The sequence below is a fragment of the Acinetobacter sp. UBA3132 genome (assembly GCF_002364825.1).
GTDB lineage: Bacteria > Pseudomonadota > Gammaproteobacteria > Pseudomonadales > Moraxellaceae > Acinetobacter > Acinetobacter schindleri.
In genome coordinates this window covers 4,007-24,623 of record NZ_DEZM01000187.1, presented here as the reverse complement: position 1 = coordinate 24,623, position 20,617 = coordinate 4,007, and the positions used below count along the sequence as shown (strand labels likewise).

Sequence of the window (20,617 nt, the reverse complement as noted above, 5' to 3'; positions counted from 1 at the left end):
ATGATTTAAGTGTAGGCGTTTAAACAGCTTTTTATTGATATTTGACATGATTCAAGCAGTGTTTTCCTTATGCTCCGCATATTAGCACGCTTTAAATCTTCAGTTAAAATTTCATCAAGGTTTTTCGCAATACCAAATCAAACAGACTTTTTAAGAATAAATCTGGATATGAAAAAAATTCAAATAGATAACGTATAAAATGCTAAGAAATGAAAGCCTTTAAATCTGAAATTGACCTGAGAAATATTGAAATAACAGCGTTTAATTTACAAATAAGCTACTGACAGAAATAATGTTTTTTAATTTTTAAACCATGCTGCACGAGTTTTGATCGGTTTTCTGAAAAAGACTGGCTAAATGGGTGCAGGGAAATGCAAATTTTCATACAATAGCCGCACCTCGACATAGGTGCAAATAATGAGTAATACAACCCCTGATTTTCAAGCAGACGAATTTTTACTGGACTACTACGTAGGCAAAACGCCACTGGTACGTCTACAGCGTCTGGCAAATCACACTCAAGCGACAGTGTTAGCAAAGCTCGAAGGCAATAATCCTGCAGGTTCGGTGAAAGATCGTCCGGCCTATAACATGATCATGCAGGCGGAAAAGCGTGGTCAGATCAAGCCAGGTGACACCCTGATTGAGGCGACGAGTGGAAATACAGGGATTGCATTGGCGATGGTTGCGGCAATGCGCGGCTACAAAATGAAGCTGATCATGCCGAATAACATGAGTCAGGAACGTAAGGATGCCATGCGTGCTTACGGTGCCGAACTGATTGAAGTGACCAAAGAGCAAGGCATGGAGGGTGCACGTGATCTGGCACTGCAAATGCAAAACGAAGGCAAAGGCCTGGTCCTAAACCAGTTTGGTAATCCGGACAATGTTGAAGCGCATTATCTGACCACTGGTCCGGAAATTTGGCAGCAAACGGGTGGCAAGATCACTCACTTTGTCAGCTCGATGGGTACGACCGGTACTATTATGGGTGTATCTAAATACCTGAAAGAGATGAATCCGGATATTCAGATTGTGGGTTTACAACCTTCTGACGGTTCAAGTATTGCGGGGATCCGCCGCTGGCCAGAAGAGTATCTGCCAACCATTTTCGACCGTAGCCGTGTGGATCGTATTATCGATATTCCACAAATTGAAGCTGAAAAAACCATGCGCAAGCTGGCACAAAAAGAAGGGATCAGTGCTGGAACTTCTTCCGGAGGTGCAGTCTGGGCATCAATCAAGCTGGCAGAAGAAAATCCAGGTGCCGTAATCGTGTGCATTATTTGTGACCGTGGTGACCGTTATCTGTCTACAGGTTTATTCTCTGTACAAGATCCTGAATAATTCCTGAGTAATCAATTTATGCGCTTGCCTGTTTTAACGTTTGATATTGAAACCCAGACCGATCTTAAGTCAGGCGCACATCTGTTTGGCCTGGACCTGCCGGAACAAAGCCTGGATCAGGCCCTGACCAAACTGCGTCGTCAGGAATCGGGTTCTGATTTTCAGCGTCTGCCACTACATGAAATTGTCTGTATTTCCGGACTGTGGATTGATGAGCAGGGCATGAAACTGTTTTCCTTTAGTCGGGAACAGAATTCAGAAGCTGAAATTTTACGAAAATTTTTATCGATTTTCGATAAGCGTCATCCAACCCTAGTGAGTTGGAATGGTTCACAATTTGATTTGCCCGTGATTCTTTACCGGGCCATGTACCATGGCTTGTCTGCGCCAAGTCTGTTTGATCAGGGCGAAATTGATACGCAAAAGCGCTATAATAATTATCAGAACCGCTACCATCAGCGTCATGTCGATTTGATGGATGTGATGGCCATGTTTCATGCCCGTCATTTCCAGAAATTGGATGACGTGGCGCACTTGCTCGGTTATCCAGGCAAGCGTGGCGATGGTGGCTACCATGTGCCTGAATATGTGCGCAATCAGGAATGGGACAAGCTCACCAGCTATTGTGAAGGTGATGTCCTGAATACCTGGCTGGTCTATATTCGCTGGCAGTTGCTAAAGGGACAGTTATTGCTGCCTGATTATCAACATCTGGTACAAAGTACGATCCAGTATTTGCAAACGCAACCGCAGCATGCGGACTTTTTATCGGTCTGGCGTGAAACGTCGCGACGGACTGAATTTACTCAATTTGATTTTCCCATCTCCACACATTAGGTTTTCATGAAACATCGAGCTCAACCACGGCCCAAGCAGCAACCCGAATACATCTTCCAGGTTGAGTCACTATCGCACGAGGGGCGTGGCATTGCTCACTATGGTTCACATCCGGACCATCCAGCGGACAAGCACGGTAAAAAAGTTTTTATTCGTTATGCACTGCCCGGTGAAACAGTGCGTGCCCGAATCACCCGTGAAGTGAAAAAGCTGGAAGAAGCTGACTCGCTTGAATTGTTGAGTGAAGCCTCAGAAATTCGCATACAGCCCCCTTGTCCACATTTTGGAAGTTGTGGTGGCTGCAATATGCAGCATATCACTCCGGATGCACAGATTGAGCTCAAACAGAATGTGCTGAAATCGCATCTGCAACATTTTGCTGGAATTCAGCCAAATGAATGGCTGGCGCCATTGCGTTCACAGCGTGAAGATTACCGTCGTAAAGCCCGTATTGGCGTACGCTATTTACCTGGTAAAGACAAGCTGGTGGTGGGATTCCGTGAAAGCCAAAGTAACAAGCTGACTTCGATTGATCGCTGCATGATTCTGGATCGGGAGTTTGGCTCGGTTACACGTCTTAAACAATTGCTCCAAAGTCTAAATGGTAAGGCTGACGTTGGTCATATAGAATTGGCCATGGGTGATCAGGAAATCGCATTAGTAGTTCGTGAAACTGCACAATTACCTGAACAGGATGTCAACCAATTACGCGAATTTGCGTTACAGAAGGGGTGGCAGCTTTATATTCAGCCAGCAGGTCAAAACCAACTGACGCGTATTGATCAACCGCAATTGCCTGCGCGGCTGCATTACCGTCTGGATGATTTTGATGTTGAGTTTGGCTTTGATCCGCTAGATTTTACCCAAGTCAATTCCACAGTAAACCCGCAGATGATACGTCTGGCATGTGATTTGCTACGACTACAACCAGGAGAGCGTGTTCTGGATCTGTTTTGCGGATTAGGAAACTTTTCCTTGCCATTGGCGCGCTGTGTTGGTGCGAGTGGAAGCGTCGTAGGGGTTGAGGGTAGTGAAGAAATGGTGCAACGTGGTGCGGAAAATGCCAAAATAAATGGTATTGCACAACTTTCATTCCATTCGCAGGATTTAACCCAAGATTTTTCGCATCATTCTTGGGCAAATCAGGGTTTTGATGCATTACTAATTGATCCGCCTCGTTCCGGCGCAGAAGAAGTGATGCAATATATTCCTAAGTTTGGTGCAAAAAGAATCGTTTATGTATCATGTAACCCGGCAACTCTAGCCAGAGATGCCGGATTGCTGGTACAACAGGGGTATCGTCTGAGCAGGGCAGGTGTGATGGATATGTTCACACATACGGGCCATGTTGAGTCGATTGCCCTGTTCGAAAAAGAAAATTAAATAAACGATTAAAGAGATGATGTATATAAAAGTAGGAGAATGGTATGGTCACAGTACGTGAACAGCTGCCTGGGCGACTGAATGAGTTGTCACAGGAGGCGACTGTAGAACATGCCGATCAAGCCCTGCAGGATATGACCGAATGGTTAGATCGTGTACGCGGCATATTAGATGGGACCCCATTAAAACAGCTCGAAGAAGTCGCCCATCTTACTTTAGAAAATGAGTTAGAAACCACGGTTCAGCATCGCTCCAATACTTTCTATACCGGTATTGAGATGGCGGATATCCTTGCCCATTTGCATGTCGATGAAGACACTTTGTCTGCAGCCATGCTGTATCGTTCGGTACGTGAAGGTGTCACACCGCTTGCAGACGTACTGGAGAAATTCGGTGAGAGTGTACATGGCCTGGTGAAAGGCACCCTGTCGATGGGTAAGCTGTCCGAGCTGATTGAAAATAACAAACGTCTGGAAGACCATTTCAATAATAACCAGCGCGAGCATTTGACCGGCATTTACAAGATGCTGATCTCAGTCACTGAAGATGTCCGTGTGGTACTGATCAAGTTGGCCGAGCGTACCTATGCATTGCGTGAACTGGCGAAATCACCTCGAGACCGTCAGGAACGTGTTGCACGCGAAATTCTGACCATCTATTCGCCACTTGCCCATCGTCTTGGTATTGCCCAGTTGAAATGGGAGCTGGAAGATCTGGCCTTCCGTTATCTGGCACCAGAACGTTATAAAGAAATTGCTTCTTTACTGAATGAAAAGCGCTTGGAGCGTGAACATTATATTCAGTTTGTGATCGACAAGTTGCGTGGTGAACTGGCTGAGCATGGCATTGAGGCCGAAATTACCGGTCGGGTCAAACACATTTATTCGATTTATCGAAAAATGAAGAGTAAGGATCTGAGTTTTGATCAGCTCTATGATATCCGTGCTGTACGTGTCCTGGTAAATTCAGTACCTGAGTGTTATCACACTTTAGGTATCGTACATCAGATCTGGCGTCATATTCCGCACCAGTTTGACGACTATATTACCAATCCGAAAGCCAATGGTTATCGCTCACTGCATACTGCCGTAATTGCAGAAAACAAATCGCTTGAAGTGCAGATTCGTACCTATCACATGCACGAAGAGGCAGAGTTAGGAGTATGTTCACACTTTAACTATAAGGAAGGGGCAAAAACCACAGACCATTCCTTTAACCATCGCCTGCATTCTTTACGTGCCGTATTGGAGCATTACCAGGAACGTAATGATGCCAGTGCACATAAAGATTCTGAGGCAGAAGTTGAGAATTTTGAACAGATTCAAGACTTTGAAGGCTTTGAGAAAATCTATGTGTTTAGCCGCGATGGAGATATTAAAGAATTGCCGCGTGGCTCAACAGTCTTGGATTTTGCCTATCATGTCCATACCGAAGTGGGTAACAAGTGCTATGCCGCACGAGTGAACCAGCGCTATGTGCCGCTGACTTATACTCTGAAAACCGGGGAACAGGTCGAGATTCTGACCAAAAAAGACCGTGAGCCAAACCGTGACTGGCTGGTGAACTCGCTTGGTTATATCAAGACTGCACGTGCACGTGACAAGTTACGTCACTGGTTCCGTCAGCAGGATCGTAGCAAGAATCTGGAAGTTGGCCGTGAAATTCTGAATAAAGAACTTTCACGTCTGGCAATCCACCCGAAATCGATCGATTTGGGTGACTATTGCAATCACTTTAATGTGAAGAGTGGCGAAGACATTCTGATTGGTATCGTAAATGGCGATATCAGCCTGCATGCGCTGATCAATCAGGTGAATCGCCATATGCACTTGGATCAGGATGAACCTGAACTGGTACTGAAGCCGGCGCTGAATCCACGTGCCAGTCATACTTTGTCTGCTCATGGTATTCTGATTGATGGCTTAGACAATGTTGAACTACATGTGGCGCAATGCTGTCAGCCTGTACATGGCGAGTCGATTGGGGGCTATATCACGCTCAATCGTGGAGTAAGCATCCATAAGGTGGCGTGTCCGGATTATGTGCGTATGATTTCGCAGGAACCAGAACGTGCCGTAGAAGCTGATTGGGAAATGCAGCCAACCCGTGGTCAGAGTGTCCAGATTGTAGTAGAAGCTTATGACCGCCGTGGCCTGCTCAAAGATCTGACGCAAGTGATCTTCTCTGATCAGATCAATATCCGTCAGGTAAATACCATTTCAGAAGCTGATGGTATTGCCAATATGAAACTATTGATCGAAGTCAAAGGTCTGGCTCAGCTGTCCAAACTGCTGGCTCGATTAGAACAGCAGCCAGGGATTATCAGTGCCCGTCGTTTGGTACAAGGTAATTAAATCTACTGATTAATTTGTCTAGGAAAGCCTGCCATTTATTGGTGGGCTTTTTTATTGTAAGGTGCTCAGTAGCACTTAATAAAAATGAAGTCACCCAATTGCGATGAGTACGACAGAACTATTTGAACGTAGACGGGAAAATCTGAGCAGGATCATTGATCAATGGATTGCCAGTCAGCGCTTTAAAACAGGCAAAGAGATCTGTGAATATTATGGCCTGTCTGCGACTTATGTCGCTCAGTTACTGAATAGCAAGCGCCAGATTGGAGAAAAGGCGGCTCGGGAACTGGAACAGCAACTCGGCTTGAAATCCATGAGTCTGGATCAGCAAGAGCTTCAGATAGAACAAGTAAAAAATACTCTGGTTCCTCATTTATATAGCATGCAGGCGGTGGAGCAGGAACTGTTTTGCTTAAAGCCTCTGGATGCTGTTCATTATGAAATAGAGTCTACGATTCAGTTGCAGGCGAATCACCATGCTCTGCAAATCAGCAGCGATGCCTATCAGCCTATACTTAAACCGGGCTGGTGGCTGCTATGTGACCGTCAGCGGCCCGCCCAAACGGCTGATCTGCTTTGCATACAGTTCATCAATAAATTCTGTTTAATTTTAGAATTACAGCGAGAAACTGAGCAGGAGTTACAATGTCAAAGTCTGGATGGCAAACGTCAGGTTCGTTTTCAAAAACAGGACGTTCAGCAAGCTGAGGTAGTGATCGCCATCCTGCATCCAGAACAGATTCAACGGCGATAAAAAAGCCCATCTGTAGATGGGCTTTTCATATTTTAAAAAAAGGCTGAAATTATGGAATTTCGTTTTCTTCCTCAAACTCAGGTTTCACTTGCACAATGAAATCCTGACGGTTCAGGCCACGCCATAAAGCAAAGGCTGTACCAATATAGATGGATGAATAGGTACCTACAAAAACACCAACAAACATTGCGATCGAGAACCATTTCAAACCATCACCACCCATGATCATCATGGCTACGACTACCAGCAATAACGTCATAGAGGTATGAATGGTACGACGTAAAGTTTCAGTCAAGGCAATATTGATGATTTCCAATGGTTCAGCACCACGGATTTTACGGAAGTTTTCACGAATACGGTCAGAGACCACGATGTTATCGTTGAGTGAGAAGCCGATAATCGCCAACAACGCTGCCAGTACGGTCAGGTCGAATGGCCATTGCATCATGGCAAAGATACCCAGTGTCACCACGATATCGTGGAACAAGGACAGTACTGCACCAATCGCCAGTTTGAATTCAAAGCGGATGGTGACATAAACCAGCATCAGCAGCAGGGCAAGGGCAACCGCACCTGCAGAACGCACGTACAGCTCATTACCGACCTGACCACCAACCACATCAACTTTTGGTACTTCAGCTGCATTACCTGGCAGCTGAACTGCTGTGGTAATGGCTTTGGTCAAGTCTTCTGCTTCAACATCTTCCTGAACAGGCATACGCACCATCAGGTCACGATCTGACCCTAAGGTTTGTACCACAGCATCATTAAAACCAGCTTCACTCAATGCCTGAGTAACTGATTCTGGCTGAACCGGATTAGTATAGTTCAGCTCTGCTGCCACACCACCAGTAAAGTCCAGACCCAGGTTCAAGCCTTTAGTGGCAATAAAGAAGATGCTGGCAACCGTTAATAAAATTGAAAACAATGCCGCAGGCAAAGCAATTTTCATAAACGGGATAACACGTTCGTGATCCGGGCGGCCGTATTGTTTTGAATTAGGTTGAGTATTCTCAGTCATCAGTGATCTCCTTAAATGCTCAACTTTTTCAAGTTACGTTTTTTGCCATAGATGATCTGTACAATCGCACGGGTTACAGTAATTGCTGTAAACATCGAGCAGACAATACCAATCATCAGGGTCACGGCAAAGCCTTTGATCGGGCCGGTACCAATCGCGAACAGAATGAACGCCACCAGGAAGGTAGTTAAGTTCGAGTCGAAAATGGTGTTATAGGCTCGGTCATAACCGGCCACAATCGCCTGTTTCGGCGAGGCCCCCCACTTCATTTCTTCCCGTATCCGCTCACAGATCAGGACGTTGGCATCGACCGCCATACCAATGGTAATCACGATACCTGCAATACCTGGCAAGGTGAGGGATGCACCAATCCATGACATGACTGTCAGGATCATCGCCAGGTTAAATACCAGCGCAAAGTTGGCAATCACACCAAACAGACGGAAGAACACGACCATCCAGATCGCCACCAAGATAAAGCCGATTTGGGTAGACAATACACCTTTATCAATGTTTTCCTGACCCAGACTTGGACCAATCACACGTTCTTCAACAAAGTACATTGGCGCGGCCAGTGCACCGGCACGTAACATCAAGGCAAGTTCAGATGCTTCCTGTGGAGAATCCAGACCGGTAATACGGAACTGAGAGCCCAATACCGCCTGAATGGTTGCCGCGTTAATTACCACAGATTCGGTATATGGCGTACGAACTTCAGTTTGCTGACCTGTTGCAGGATCTTCAACATAGCTGATCTTCTGCTTGTTCTCGATAAACAGTACAGCCATACGTTTGCCAACAGCATTACGTGTGGCATCGGACATGAGTTTACCGCCCGCAGCATCGAGGGTAATGTTCACCTCAGCACCACCAGTGTCCTGGCTAAAGCCACTTGAGGCATTTTGAACACGTTCACCCGTCAGAATACGGGTACGGTTCAGCAATAACTGACGACCGCTGTCCAGAGATTCATAAGCAAATGCTTCAGTACCAGGGGGCAATGTACCTGCTGCCTGACCCGTATATGGATCGATATATTGATCGTTCAGATCTGAGACCAGACGGAACTCGAGGTTTGCAGTACGGCCAAGGACACGTTTTGCCTCAGCAGTATCCTGAACACCAGGAAGTTCAACCACAATACGGTTGCTGCCCTGAGTTTGTACCAGTGCTTCAGCCACACCTAGCTCGTTAATACGGTTACGCAGTGTGGTTAAGTTCTGGTTGACTGCATAGCTTTCAATTTCCTGCTTACGCACATCGGTATAGTTCAGACGCAGGGTAGATCCGGTATTCGTCGCTACAGCCTGCTGGGTGAACTCATTGTCATTACGGCGCAGAAAGTCCATTACCGCAGAACGATCATCATTATTGGCAAACTGCATGGTAATGGTGTTGTTGCTGAGAGTCAGGCTGTTGAATTTCAGATTGTTATCACGTAATTGACGACGCAGGTCAGTTGCCGATGTTTCCATACGCTGCGCAATCGCCTTGTCCATATCCACTTCTAGCAGGAAGTGAACACCACCACGCAAATCCAGACCCAGCTTCATTGGCTTGGCGCCAATTTTTTGCAGCCATTCTGGTGTTGTTGGTGCAAGGTTCAATGCTACAACATAATCATCGCCCAGGCCCCGACGCAGTGCTTCCTTGGCTTTGAGTTGTGCTTCGCTAGAATCAACACGAAGTAAGGCCGCATTGTTGCTGAAGCTGTTGTCATGAGTTGCAATATTTTCAGTTTTTAATAATTGCTCTGCTCTTTGTACGATGCCCGCATCGATCTGAGTGCCGGCTTTGGCACCCGAAATCTGTACGGCAGGTTCATCTGGATACAAACTAGGCAGGGCATATAATGTACTGATCGCCAGGACAACCAGGATCAGTACATATTTCCATGCTGGGTAACGCATTTGTTTTCTTCTTAAAATTAAAAAGTCGTGCAGGGAGCACGACTTCTTTTGATTAAATGTTATTTAAAGTGCCTTCAGGAAGTACTGAGACCACGCTCGCACGCTGAACTTTTACTTCCACACCACGGTTGAGTTCAACCACAGCAAAGTCACCTTCAATTTTTGTGATTCTGCCCATTAAGCCCCCTGCAAATACCACTTCGCTGCCAACACCCAGACTTTCAATCAGTGCACGATGCTCTTTGGCACGTTTAGATTGAGGACGCCAGATCAGGAAATAGAAGATTGCTACGAATACCGCAATCATCAAAAGGTTCGCCATCAGGCTTGGTTGTTGTGCAGCTTCACCTGCAGCGTGAGCAGTCGAAATAAATAGGCTCATTTACATTTTCCTAAACTAAAAATGGTTAATTAACTGAATGATAATAAATTGACTTGTTCTGCAATTTACCTTGTCTTTTTCTTTAGCGCAAATACTGAAAGATTAATCTTCAGGACAAGGCGGCACTTGCATGCCACGGCGGGCATAAAAGTCCTCAACAAATTGCTCGAATGTGCCTTGATCCAGTGCTTCGCGCATCGCTTCAGTCAGGCGCAGGTAATAGCGCAAGTTATGAATCGTACCCAGCATAGAACCTAGCATTTCACCGCATTTCTCCAGGTGAAACAGGTAGGCACGGCTAAAGTTTTGGCAAGTGTAGCAATCGCAGGCTGGATCAAGCGGACTTTGGTCATGACGGTATTTCGCGTTACGGATACGTACTAAACCGCCGGTCACAAAATAATGACCGTTACGTGCATTTCGGGTTGGCATTACGCAGTCGAACATGTCGACACCACGGCGTACTGCTTCCACGATATCTTCCGGTTTGCCGACACCCATCAGGTAACGTGGTTTGTCTTCCGGCATTTTCTCTGGAAGATAATCCAGCACCTTGATCATTTCTTCTTTCGGTTCACCAACAGACAGACCACCAATGGCATAACCATCAAAGCCAATTTCAAGCAGGCCTTTTAAGGATTCATCACGCAAATCTTCGTACATACCGCCTTGAATAATCCCGAACAGGGCATTGCGGTTTTTCAGTACGTCGTGATGTTGAGTCTTACAGCGTTTGGCCCAACGTAAAGACAGTTGTAGCGATTTCTGTGCTTCTTCATGCGTTGCCGGATAAGGCGTACATTCGTCAAAAATCATCACGATGTCAGAGTTCAGGGTGTGCTGAATGTCCATCGAGATTTCAGGAGACAGGAATACTTTGGAACCATCAATCGGCGAGCGGAAGGTCACGCCTTCTTCCTTGATTTTACGCATCGCACCGAGGCTGAACACCTGGAAGCCACCAGAATCAGTCAGGATCGGGTTATTCCATTTCATGAACTGATGCAGACCACCATGCTCACGGATGACATCCAGACCTGGACGCAGGTACAGATGGAAGGTATTGCCCAGAATTACCTGAGACTTAATTTCTTTAATGTCACGAGGCAACATGCCTTTTACCGTGCCATAAGTCCCCACCGGCATGAACATTGGGGTTTCAACCACGCCATGCTCAAGCGTTAAACGGCCACGACGGGCACGGCCCGACTGCGCTAATTTTTCAAACTTCATAGGAGTTCCAAATCAAGGCGAAAAAACAGTTCGCTGATTGTTAATGCTAAAACCGGCTATTTTCCTTGATTCTGACCGTAAACGCCAGCGCTCCATCCAGTCCGGGCTGTTTATTTATGTTGCCTGTATGAATAAAAAATGAAGAATAAGCTTGTGATCTAACGTTCAAACTGGCGGATGCGTTCCTGAATTTCCGCTTGTGTCATGGCACAACTGCCATCAATTTCAGTTGCCATCGCTGCGATATGCTGGATCAGTTTCTGGATATAAAGATTGGTATCGACAAAATGCGGTTCCAGCGTCAGTAAATAGGCCTGATGGGCTACATGTAAATAATCATAAGCTTCTAACTTGACCAGTTGCGCCAGATCAATCAGCAGATCTTTATCGTTCTGGTTTAGCTTAAATGACTTTGACACAGCAGGTTGATTTGCAGGCTGTTTGCTGAACACAAACTGTTGTCTTAATGGACTTTCCTGATTTAGAGAAATAGCCGATTGGAATTCTATTTGTGGCTGTGTTGGCATATGGATAAAAAATACAATCCGGTTTAAGTCCAGGCCATAATCCTGTTCTAAAGCATCACGTGCCTGTTGAAAGAGCTTTAACAGTACATCCAGTGTATTGGCCTGATCGGTCTTGCTATGTTCCAGCAAAGGATTGCCGAAACTATGCTGGTTCTTGAAATAGCTGTCCAGCAGTGCACGAAACTGCGTCATACCGTTACTAGAGCTATGGACGGTACGGTAACGCCATTTCGCTGCATTCCAGCGTTCAGTTTCAGACAGATACTGTGCACGATCTTCCTGATCATTAAAAATACTACGTTCGGTTGAAATGGCGAGATAATTCATTCGCAGAAACTCGTCAAAGACCAGGCTACAGGCATATATTTCGTCGTCACTATAATGATTATAGAGTTGATAAAATTCCTTGATCAGGACTTCCTTTAAGGTATCGAGATGATCCAGCATAGTTTTAATTCTTTATTTTTATTTTGAAGCAAAGTGCCTTAGCTGGAATCTCCTGATTCATCGCTAAGGCAGTTGGGTATTTCTTATCATCGCATAAATATACGTCAGGGTTTAAAAATTCGGACGATAGTCAAAACTTTGGGTCACGGCCTGATCGCGGAAGGGACGCACAGCTTTCTTTTGTAGCAGCATGTTATTGATTATATTATGCGGGAAAACCTGAATCTGGTTATTAAACAGTTCAACATTACGATTATAGATACTGATTGCGGCACCGACATTTTCATTCTGTTCTTCAGTTTCGTTCATCATTTTCAGATAAATTTCATTGGCTTTCAATTCAGGGTAGTTTTCGATCAGCACATTCAGGTTATGCATCAGCTCCTGGTTCAGGCTTTCGATCCGTTGTAATTGCCCAATATCGGCATCTTTAATATTCAGGTTCATGATGTTCTGACGCAGTTCAGTCACTTTCTCCAGCGTGCCTTTTTCGAAACTGGAATACTGTTCGACCAAAGGTTGCAGGCCATCTAGAATTTTCAGTTTCTGCCGTTCATAGCTGGCAACATCAGACCATGCCCGAATTGTGGCATTATGATAACGTACGATGCTGTTACGGATCATGATGATGGCAACAATCAGCAGAATCGGGATAATGACAAAAACAACAAATCCCATAAAAGCAGTCCCCAGAGAAAATAATTATTTTAAAAACTGAATCAGGTCAGTTTGCAGCTTTTCCAGTTGTACTAATTTAAACGTTCTCAGATGTCCACGCAATGCAGAAATATCCTGGATATTTTGCTTGCGTTCAGGCGCATTAAAAATGTCATGTGGCCCTAAATAGCACAGCACACGTTGTTGGGGATGAAAAATAAGATCGCCTTCACGGTATTGGAAAAATTGACCTAATCGGAGCACAAAACCCGGGCTAAGCTGTTTTGCCATTTGCATGGGATCTGTGCCATAAAATTTTAAACGCTGATTGGTGCGTATATCACTGCTGTGCCAAGGATGGCGATAAGGTGAGGGGAATGGACGTCTTGATGTGCTAATCGCAAGCCCTTGCACAGAGACATCAAAGACAAATGCACCCCACAAATTTTTGTGTTGTTCAATGAGTTTGACGGTATTGCCATTTTTGTCGATGGTTTTAATTTCATCTACATAGTGGTATTTAAAAAGCAAGACTTGGTGTTCTTGTCCATTTTCATCTAACCATGTGGTGCTGGCATAACGTGAGATGTCATTGCGTAATGAGCCACGTTCAAACACAGGAAAAAGGCGTTTTAAATTGCCAATAAATTGCCGAGGATTAAGTGGCATTGAAATATGCTGTGGCTGTTGTTGAAAGTGGAGATGATATTTATGCGTCAGCACACGTTCTTCTAAATATTCAATCACATCATTGATGGGGCGCTCTTGCTCATAAATCAGATAGGCCCAAAACAACATACCAAAACCCAAGGCAAAATTGCATTGCAGCCAGAAATTGTGCGGTGCAATGATAAGGCTGAATACTTGCATCAAGCCAAAGAGTGCCAGGAACCACGGCAGGGTGTTTTCAAACTTTAGAGAAATTGAACCTTGCCATGGATGCAAGCCATTAAGAATGTCCTGATGGCTTTTGGCATCACTCGATAAGTGCCACAGCCGATCGATATTTTTAAACACCACTTCATTTTTCTTACGACGAATATGAATGGAGCGTTGCACTGCATCGATCGGCATAGATGGGTCCTGTAATTATTTGGCCTGATCAATCAGCATGGCATCACCATAGCTGAAGAAGCGGTATTTGCTTTCTACGGCATAGTTATAGGCATTTAGAATATTGTCACGATTTGACAACGCTGATACCAGCATTAGCAGGGTAGATTCAGGCAAATGGAAGTTGGTAATCAAACGATCAACCACTTTAAACTCATAACCCGGGTAAATGAAAATCTGGGTATCACCGGTCCAGCCTTTGAGTTCACCGCCATTGGCCTGAGCTGCACTTTCAGTTGCGCGTGTGGCTGTTGTGCCGACAGCAATGACTTTATTGCCACGTTCTTTCGTAGCTTTGATCAGTGCCATGGATGCATCAGAGACCTGACACCATTCGCTGTGCATGATGTGATTTTCAATATTGTCGGTACGAACCGGCAAGAACGTACCTGCACCCACATGCAGGGTCACGAACGTTTTTTGAATGCCTTTTTCTTCGAGTTTTTTCAGCAAGTCTTCATCGAAGTGCAAGGAAGCTGTCGGTGCAGCCACACTGGCTAATTTTGTTGGGTCATTGAAAACCGTTTGATAGCGTAAAGTATCAATCTCTTCCGCTTCACGGTTGAAGTAAGGTGGAATTGGCAGCGCACCGTATTTATCCAGGACATCTAAAATCGGCTGGGAGAATTCCACAACAAACAGATTCTCATGACGGCCTTGAACAGTCACTTTAACGGCATTTGGGCCAATAAACAGTTCAGCACCGGCTTTCGGTGTATTGCTGGCTTTAATGTGACAGTGCGCGATGAACTGATCCATCATGCGTTCAACCAGAACTTCAACTGCACCACCTGACGCACGTTTACCTTTCAGGCGGGCTTTCATCACCTTGGTATCATTCAGAATCAGCAAATCACCTTCATTCAATAAATCCAGAATGTCGGTAAATTGGTGGTCATGGTATTGACCTTCAGCATCGAGGTGTAAAAGGCGGGAAGCACTACGTTGTTCAAGCGGATAGCGAGCAATCAGCTCATCGGGGAGATCAAAGCTAAAATCAGAAAGTTGCATGACAAGTTACGGTAATAAAAACTGGGCGTAGTATAAACTTTTTTCCTTTTTAAGGAGGAAATTGCAGCTTTATAGATCAAAAAAATGAGTTTTGTTTTAAAATTAAACAAATGCAGAGAATCTGCGTTGACATCTGATTGAAACCGAGTAATATACCTTTCATCCACTCCCGAGGTGGTGAAATTGGTAGACGCGGTGGACTCAAAATCCACTGTCAGCGATGACGTGTCGGTTCGAGTCCGACCCTCGGGACCAGTTACCTAAAAAGGCTCTAAGCACATTAAGACTTAGAGCCTTTTTTTATTGTCTAAAATCAATAATCTGCGTTAACCATTCGTTCAAAACTTAATGACTTCATTAGCCTGATTTCAGGTGGTCATTCTGGCAAATAAGTCCCTAAATGAGTACCTGATTTTCCCTTGTTTTTCATGGTGAAATCAGATGGCTAAAATTACAAAACCTTTAACGGCAAGACAAGTTGAACGAGCTAAACCAACAGACAAAGAATACAGTCTCTTTGATGGAGATGGTCTTTATCTTGTAGTACGTCCTTCTGGTACAAGAACTTGGATGCTTCGTCTGAGAGATGATTTTGGTAAAACTCATAAGATCAAGTTAGGAACATTTCCTGAAGTACCATTGGCTCTAGCTCGAGAGAAGGGTGCTGAATACAGACGATCAATCGCTTTAGGTAAAGAGGTTGATGAGGTTCTTGGGAGAGGTGAATACAAGGTTGATAAGGTAAAGCACTCTCTTGAATCTGTTGCAAGAGAATGGCTTGAACAATATGCCAAGCGCAAACCATTAGAAGAACATACAAAGCATAAGCGCATTCGTAAACTAGAAAATCATCTATTCCCAATGTTAGGCCATTACCCAATTGATGACCTTCGTCCCAAGCATCTTCGTAAAGTGCTAAACCATATCTATGAAAAGAGTGCTGATAATGCTCAACGAATTAGAGCGGACCTCATTCTCATCTTTAGCTATGCCGTGCAATATGGGCTTATTGAAGTAAACCATGCACGAGAGATGGAGAGTCTTGATCTCTCTGCACCTAAGAATCATAGACCTGCATTACCACTACACCGATTACCTGAGCTGATACGGCGCATCAGAGCTGATTCAGGTGATGAAGTTACCAAGCTCTGTATGGAGCTAGGCTTACATATTTTCATTCGCTCATCTGAACTAAGGTTTGCTCGATGGATTGAAATTGATTTTGAGAAGAAGCAGTGGACATTGCCTGCGAAGCGAAACCAAGTAAATGGTATCAAGCACTCTGATCGTGGAGCTAAGATGAGAGAGCCACATATTGTTCCATTATCTGATCATGCGATAGGCTTGTTACAGAAAGTAAAGAGAGTTAGTGGTAATTCAGGGATGGTTTTTCCGAGCTCATACAATGGAACTGCTTTTCTTAGTGAGAATACCTTTAATGTTGCTTTACGACGTATGGGATATGACACCAAAAAGGACATCTGTTTTCATGGTTTTAGAGCGATGGCACGGTCAGCCTTGGGTGAGTGTGGCTTGTTCCAAAGAGATGCGATTGAGAAGCAGATGAGCCATCAGGAGCGCAATGATGTAGTAGGTGCTTACACTCATGTTGCAGAGTATCTCTATGAGCGTAAGCGAATGATGCAGTGGTGGAGTCAATACCTAGTGGATATTGAAACCAAGGGATATGTATCACCTTATGATTATGCTTATCCACAGTCACTAAATGAGACTGCTTAGATGAAGAAAGCTCCCATCCTTGGGAGCTTTCTTATTTAGGCTGAAGCTTCAATAAAGGACTCTATATCCAAGTCTTCTAAATAATCTTCAATGACATATTTGCGTAGTGCTTTGGAGTATATCTCTTGTTTAGTTAAACCAGTGTACTCACTAATTACTTCTAATCTACGATGTAATTTTGGTTCAACATAGAATGTAGATTTAGCATCTTCATTACGAAATGGGCCAATGCTACTAGCTTTGTCTACGCAATTAGCGATGGTGTTAAGTATTGCTGTTTCATTTGAAATTGAATTCATTTTGGACCTCCTTGTCCATTAGATAAAGTAATTATTCTAAGTCAGAATTAGAGGGAATACCAAATTTCATATGCTTAAGTACGTGCGTACGTATTTGCTTGAGTAAGTGGGTGGGTGAGTAATAACTTATTGTTTTTTAATTAAAATTGTTTTGACATTTAGTATCCTCTGCATGTAATTTCGAGTCCATTGTGAATTAATGGATGTTGAAATGTTAGTACCTACTTTAACTCAAATTATCGAAGAAGCACTAGAAGACCTTAAGAGAAAAGATCCTCTAAGATTAGTTCAAGAGCTAATGCCTCTTATCAAAGATCTATACATCAATGAGCCGAAATTGAGTCAACATGATTCAGCTATTTTTGAAGAGTTTAAGCATCCACTATATCAACTTGCTAAGCAACTAGAACGCCTTAAAGCATTTATATCATCGAAAGGGTTAGAGGGGGCAATCACAAGTGAAATTAATGAATTCTTTAGTAGTGAGCTTAATGCTGGATTGGTAAAAGATAGATTAGAGATGTTGATATTCAACAACAGTATTAGGATTGGTAAGAAGCGAATAGGTGCTTATGTAAGTAATGTTTATTACATTATCTGAAATTGGTGGCACCTCCGGTGCCTTAGGTGGATCTCTCATAATATAAGGAAAATATGGAGATCTCCTTTGTAAAACCAATTGCTTTACCAATCTATCTGATTACTTATTTGATGTGGGAGTTAAATAGGTAATCAGTTTGGTTTGGTAAAGCCTTTTTAGATTTGATAAGTTTTAGCTGTTACTTAACTAGATGAGCTCTATGCCAAGATAAATAAGGTAAATGCCTTTCATCTAACTTTCGTAATCGTAAAGCTGGATTCAAATGTAACAATTCGAGGTCTGTTGCTGTCAATGTCGAGCTGAGAATGATTGAACCATCATCATTAAAGCTAATTAGCCTTTGATCGAAAGCTCGGTCTAATGTGGGTGAAAGTAGTAATCCATTAAAAGGATCTAAACGAGCCTCTCTATCTACACTCCAAGGTTTGATATGAGATGAAATCAACATAGATTCAATCTTACATCCACTAACTGCACAACCGCCCCAATAATCTAGTAATGCTTTTCTGTAAGCTCCTTGTCCAATACGAGCTTTGATCACAATATCCTTTTCTGTAAGAGAGATGGTTTCATCAAATGAATCATCTACATCTTCAGGATCAAGTTTTTTTGGATCATTCTTATCGTAAACGGATGTTCCATTTTTAAGTGAAATGCTATCTAAAAATTTTTTGATAGCTATTTCACTTTCAAATCCAAAATCCAAGCCAAATCTTTCAGGTGCCTTTTTTGGGGTCATCTTTGTATATGGATTTAACTTTTTGTTGAAGGCATACATATTAGAACAAAAGTATTCTGGTTTATTAGGGTCAGCGAATACACCAGAGATATTGAGTAGATTAGGCCGTTCACTTAAGAATGTATCGTGGATTACTAAAGGAAAACGATTAGTATTTTTTACATATACTGGATATTTAAGACGTGTATGTGTGAATTCTAATACTTTGTAATTATATGGGTTGGCTGGTGGTGTGAGTCGAAAACCTAACTTCTCTAAGCATTGCTGGATTTGGGTTTTTGCTAGCATATCTATTCCTTCAGTGTATGATTCAAGATAAATGACACATTCCACACTTATCAATTACTCAAAACTTGGAAAGGTGAATAACCAAAATTCATTGACTCTACATGTGTCAGGTAGCTAGTGATCCGATTATGCTTATCATCTTTTGGCAATCAATACTTTCTGTTGGCTAAATTACATCTTGCCTAGACTAATTATTATTAGTGCTTCAAAAGCGAAATTATTGGATTGTGATAGGAATTTTTTGGATATCCAAAGTGTCTCAATCTGAGACACTTTATTTGGAACTGTCTCAGGCTGATACTCTGAATCTAGTCAATTAGCTAATATTTATTAAATTAGTCTCTTTGTGATACCAATCATATTTGCTTGGAGTAGTAAGCAGATAAAAGAAAAGCAGGGCGATTTAGATTACCCCGCTTTCCCACGCTTGGCACTGTTTTCCAAGAGATCACGTTATGCAAACTCTTGGCTCGAAACAAACGCACCAACTGAAAAGGTTTAATTAATGTATGGTGTGAAAATAGGAAGAGCGATAGATAGGCTAATTGATTGCTTGAAATTAGCTCGGTTAGTTAGGTTTAATATTAGGCAGACTAAATTGCTCAATCCTAAGTATCAAGGTAATTAACGATTACCTAAACACTTATAGTAATACTCATTAGCAAAGTCTACGATAGCTTGTTTCTTTGCTTGCTCAGTTTTCTTGATAGGTAATGTGTAGGCTCGATTGGCTTGAGTAATGCGCTCAGCATATCCTTTTTTGTCATCATAACCTCTTTGCTTTAAGCCTATATACATTTCGTGGTTAAGCTCAAGGGCTTTAGTTTTTGGTGCTCCTTTTTGTCTAAGAGTCATTGCTTGTAAAGCAAACCAACTCTCGGTTTTACAATATTTATCATCGTCAATTTCATAGGTAGAGGATGAAATTGGTTTCTTTAATTTAAGCTCATCTTCTTTCTTAGGTAGAGTAATATTTTCTTTAGTATTGGCTTTTTCTTGGATAATTTTTTTTGATAGAGATGGAAGAATTCTCAAAGTCTGACCAACATATATAGATGATTCAGGAGCCAGATTATTCCATTCGCTAATTTCCTGCCAATCTACATTATGCTTTTTAGCAATAGATGCTAAAGTGTCTCCTCTTTGCACTTCGTATTCAGTAACCTGTGATGACTCTACTTTAGCTTTTAGTTCACTGATTTCTTGATTCGTATTATTTGCTATCGATGAGCAATATTCAGAGACTTTGCCCGTAAAGCGCTTAACCTCATTTTGCTTCTCAGTCAAAGTTTTATAGATTGGAACTGAGTATGCCTTTAACAGTATGTCTTTAGCAATTTCATCCACACGTTCTCCATTCTTATGCTTTATGGTTCCCAATAATTCGCTTGCATTTTTTTGACTAATGCCATTTTGTCTTGCTGACATTGCTCTAGATGCATAGTCTGTCGCCGAATCACATATTCCTTCTAAGAAATCTTCTGCTTTAGTATCGGCGCTAAATAATAAAGGTAAGATTATGAAAATGATTTTTTTCATGAGCTATTTGTCGAAGATTAAAAGAATAATAATTATAGCAACTCGATGATATATAAGGTCATTAGGGTATACCTTAATGCTAAAGCCACTAAAACCTAAATGGCTTTGTCTTAATACTTGAAATAGTAGTCTAATGACAGTTTTCTCTTAATACTTAAGATATGTATGTCTAATGATACGTGAGCTAGTAAAGATCTAATGGTTGATTAGATCTTTGTAACTCTATCTATATTGCTTAACCTAAATCAGGAACATAAATCTTTCTCAAAGGAATTAGAGCACGATACTGAGGGCTAAAGCTGTCATAGTATTTGTAAATTAGGTTTACTAGCTCTTTGCCATCAATCAATCTCAATCTAGATTTATTGGTTGCCTTATTACGTGCTTGAATTGTATAGCTGCCTAAATTCACAAAAAGGGCATATTCATCATCGC

At 42.8% G+C, this 20,617-nt stretch carries 19 protein-coding genes and 1 tRNA gene; 8 read left to right on the top strand and 12 right to left on the bottom strand.

Translation table 11 applies throughout. From position 1 onward, the window contains the following. Positions 1 to 417: 417 nt before the first annotated feature. From cysM to B4033_RS10120, 5 genes are all read left to right on the top strand, one after another. Entirely contained in the window at positions 418 to 1,347 is a 930-nt protein-coding gene (gene cysM / locus B4033_RS10140; RefSeq protein WP_004891398.1) for a cysteine synthase CysM, read from the top strand. Between the two features lie 18 nt (positions 1,348 to 1,365). Continuing rightward, entirely contained in the window at positions 1,366 to 2,184 is an 819-nt protein-coding gene (locus B4033_RS10135) for a 3'-5' exonuclease (RefSeq protein WP_004891401.1), read from the top strand. Between the two features lie 6 nt (positions 2,185 to 2,190). Next, positions 2,191 to 3,567, top strand: a complete 1,377-nt coding sequence (gene rlmD / locus B4033_RS10130; RefSeq protein WP_262478751.1) for a 23S rRNA (uracil(1939)-C(5))-methyltransferase RlmD — start codon at positions 2,191 to 2,193, stop codon at positions 3,565 to 3,567. 44 nt (positions 3,568 to 3,611) lie between these two features. After that, positions 3,612 to 5,921 (top strand): RelA/SpoT family protein, encoded by a 2,310-nt coding sequence (locus tag B4033_RS10125; protein ID WP_103800337.1) that lies wholly within the window; start codon positions 3,612 to 3,614, stop codon positions 5,919 to 5,921. A 103-nt stretch (positions 5,922 to 6,024) separates the two neighbouring features. Continuing rightward, on the top strand, positions 6,025 to 6,675 hold the full coding sequence (locus B4033_RS10120; RefSeq protein ID WP_286833620.1) for a hypothetical protein: 651 nt from the start codon (positions 6,025 to 6,027) through the stop codon (positions 6,673 to 6,675). Between the two features lie 49 nt (positions 6,676 to 6,724). Here B4033_RS10120 and secF read toward each other — a convergent pair whose 3' ends face one another. The 8 genes from secF to queA all read right to left on the bottom strand — a co-directional run bounded on the left by secF (position 6,725) and on the right by queA (position 14,976). Further along, on the bottom strand, positions 6,725 to 7,699 hold the full coding sequence (gene secF, locus B4033_RS10115) for a protein translocase subunit SecF (RefSeq protein WP_171058629.1): 975 nt from the start codon (positions 7,697 to 7,699) through the stop codon (positions 6,725 to 6,727). Positions 7,700 to 7,707: 8 nt separating this feature from the next. Continuing rightward, a complete protein-coding gene (gene secD / locus B4033_RS10110) occupies positions 7,708 to 9,606 on the bottom strand; it encodes a protein translocase subunit SecD (RefSeq protein WP_108619408.1) in 1,899 nt (632 codons plus the stop codon). A 52-nt stretch (positions 9,607 to 9,658) separates the two neighbouring features. Further along, entirely contained in the window at positions 9,659 to 9,988 is a 330-nt protein-coding gene (gene yajC / locus B4033_RS10105; RefSeq protein ID WP_004816064.1) for a preprotein translocase subunit YajC, read from the bottom strand. A gap of 102 nt (positions 9,989 to 10,090) precedes the next feature. Next, entirely contained in the window at positions 10,091 to 11,221 is a 1,131-nt protein-coding gene (tgt, locus tag B4033_RS10100) for a tRNA guanosine(34) transglycosylase Tgt (RefSeq protein ID WP_004816067.1), read from the bottom strand. Positions 11,222 to 11,379: 158 nt separating this feature from the next. Next, positions 11,380 to 12,195: a DUF4303 domain-containing protein gene (locus tag B4033_RS10095; protein ID WP_286833615.1), complete on the bottom strand. Its 816-nt coding sequence runs from the start codon at positions 12,193 to 12,195 to the stop codon at positions 11,380 to 11,382. A gap of 111 nt (positions 12,196 to 12,306) precedes the next feature. Then, a complete protein-coding gene (locus B4033_RS10090; protein WP_286833612.1) occupies positions 12,307 to 12,873 on the bottom strand; it encodes a LemA family protein in 567 nt (188 codons plus the stop codon). 24 nt (positions 12,874 to 12,897) lie between these two features. Continuing rightward, on the bottom strand, positions 12,898 to 13,926 hold the full coding sequence (locus tag B4033_RS10085) for a hypothetical protein (RefSeq protein WP_286833609.1): 1,029 nt from the start codon (positions 13,924 to 13,926) through the stop codon (positions 12,898 to 12,900). 15 nt (positions 13,927 to 13,941) lie between these two features. After that, complete coding sequence (gene queA, locus B4033_RS10080) at positions 13,942 to 14,976, bottom strand: tRNA preQ1(34) S-adenosylmethionine ribosyltransferase-isomerase QueA (protein WP_286833607.1); 1,035 nt, start codon at positions 14,974 to 14,976, stop codon at positions 13,942 to 13,944. Positions 14,977 to 15,144: 168 nt separating this feature from the next. Between queA and B4033_RS10075 the strand changes: the two genes are divergently transcribed. Then, positions 15,145 to 15,231, top strand: a tRNA-Leu gene (locus tag B4033_RS10075). A 186-nt stretch (positions 15,232 to 15,417) separates the two neighbouring features. Further along, on the top strand, positions 15,418 to 16,716 hold the full coding sequence (locus tag B4033_RS10070) for a tyrosine-type recombinase/integrase (protein ID WP_286833604.1): 1,299 nt from the start codon (positions 15,418 to 15,420) through the stop codon (positions 16,714 to 16,716). A gap of 35 nt (positions 16,717 to 16,751) precedes the next feature. Here the strand turns inward: B4033_RS10070 and B4033_RS10065 are convergent, their stop codons facing one another. Then, complete coding sequence (locus tag B4033_RS10065; RefSeq protein WP_286833601.1) at positions 16,752 to 17,015, bottom strand: hypothetical protein; 264 nt, start codon at positions 17,013 to 17,015, stop codon at positions 16,752 to 16,754. Between the two features lie 211 nt (positions 17,016 to 17,226). On the opposite strand from B4033_RS10065, the gene B4033_RS10060 reads away from it, so the two are divergent. Then, positions 17,227 to 17,616 (top strand): hypothetical protein, encoded by a 390-nt coding sequence (locus B4033_RS10060; protein ID WP_286833599.1) that lies wholly within the window; start codon positions 17,227 to 17,229, stop codon positions 17,614 to 17,616. Between the two features lie 178 nt (positions 17,617 to 17,794). Here the strand turns inward: B4033_RS10060 and B4033_RS10055 are convergent, their stop codons facing one another. The 3 genes from B4033_RS10055 to B4033_RS10045 form a co-directional block, all read right to left on the bottom strand. Next, positions 17,795 to 18,643 carry an HNH endonuclease gene (locus B4033_RS10055; protein ID WP_286833597.1) on the bottom strand — a complete coding sequence of 283 codons (849 nt, stop codon included), beginning with the start codon at positions 18,641 to 18,643 and terminating at the stop codon, positions 17,795 to 17,797. Positions 18,644 to 19,267: 624 nt separating this feature from the next. After that, complete coding sequence (locus B4033_RS10050) at positions 19,268 to 20,182, bottom strand: LysM peptidoglycan-binding domain-containing protein (protein ID WP_286833595.1); 915 nt, start codon at positions 20,180 to 20,182, stop codon at positions 19,268 to 19,270. Positions 20,183 to 20,417: 235 nt separating this feature from the next. Further along, the coding region (locus B4033_RS10045) for a restriction endonuclease (protein WP_286833594.1) at positions 20,418 to 20,617 on the bottom strand (200 nt) is incomplete at its 5' end.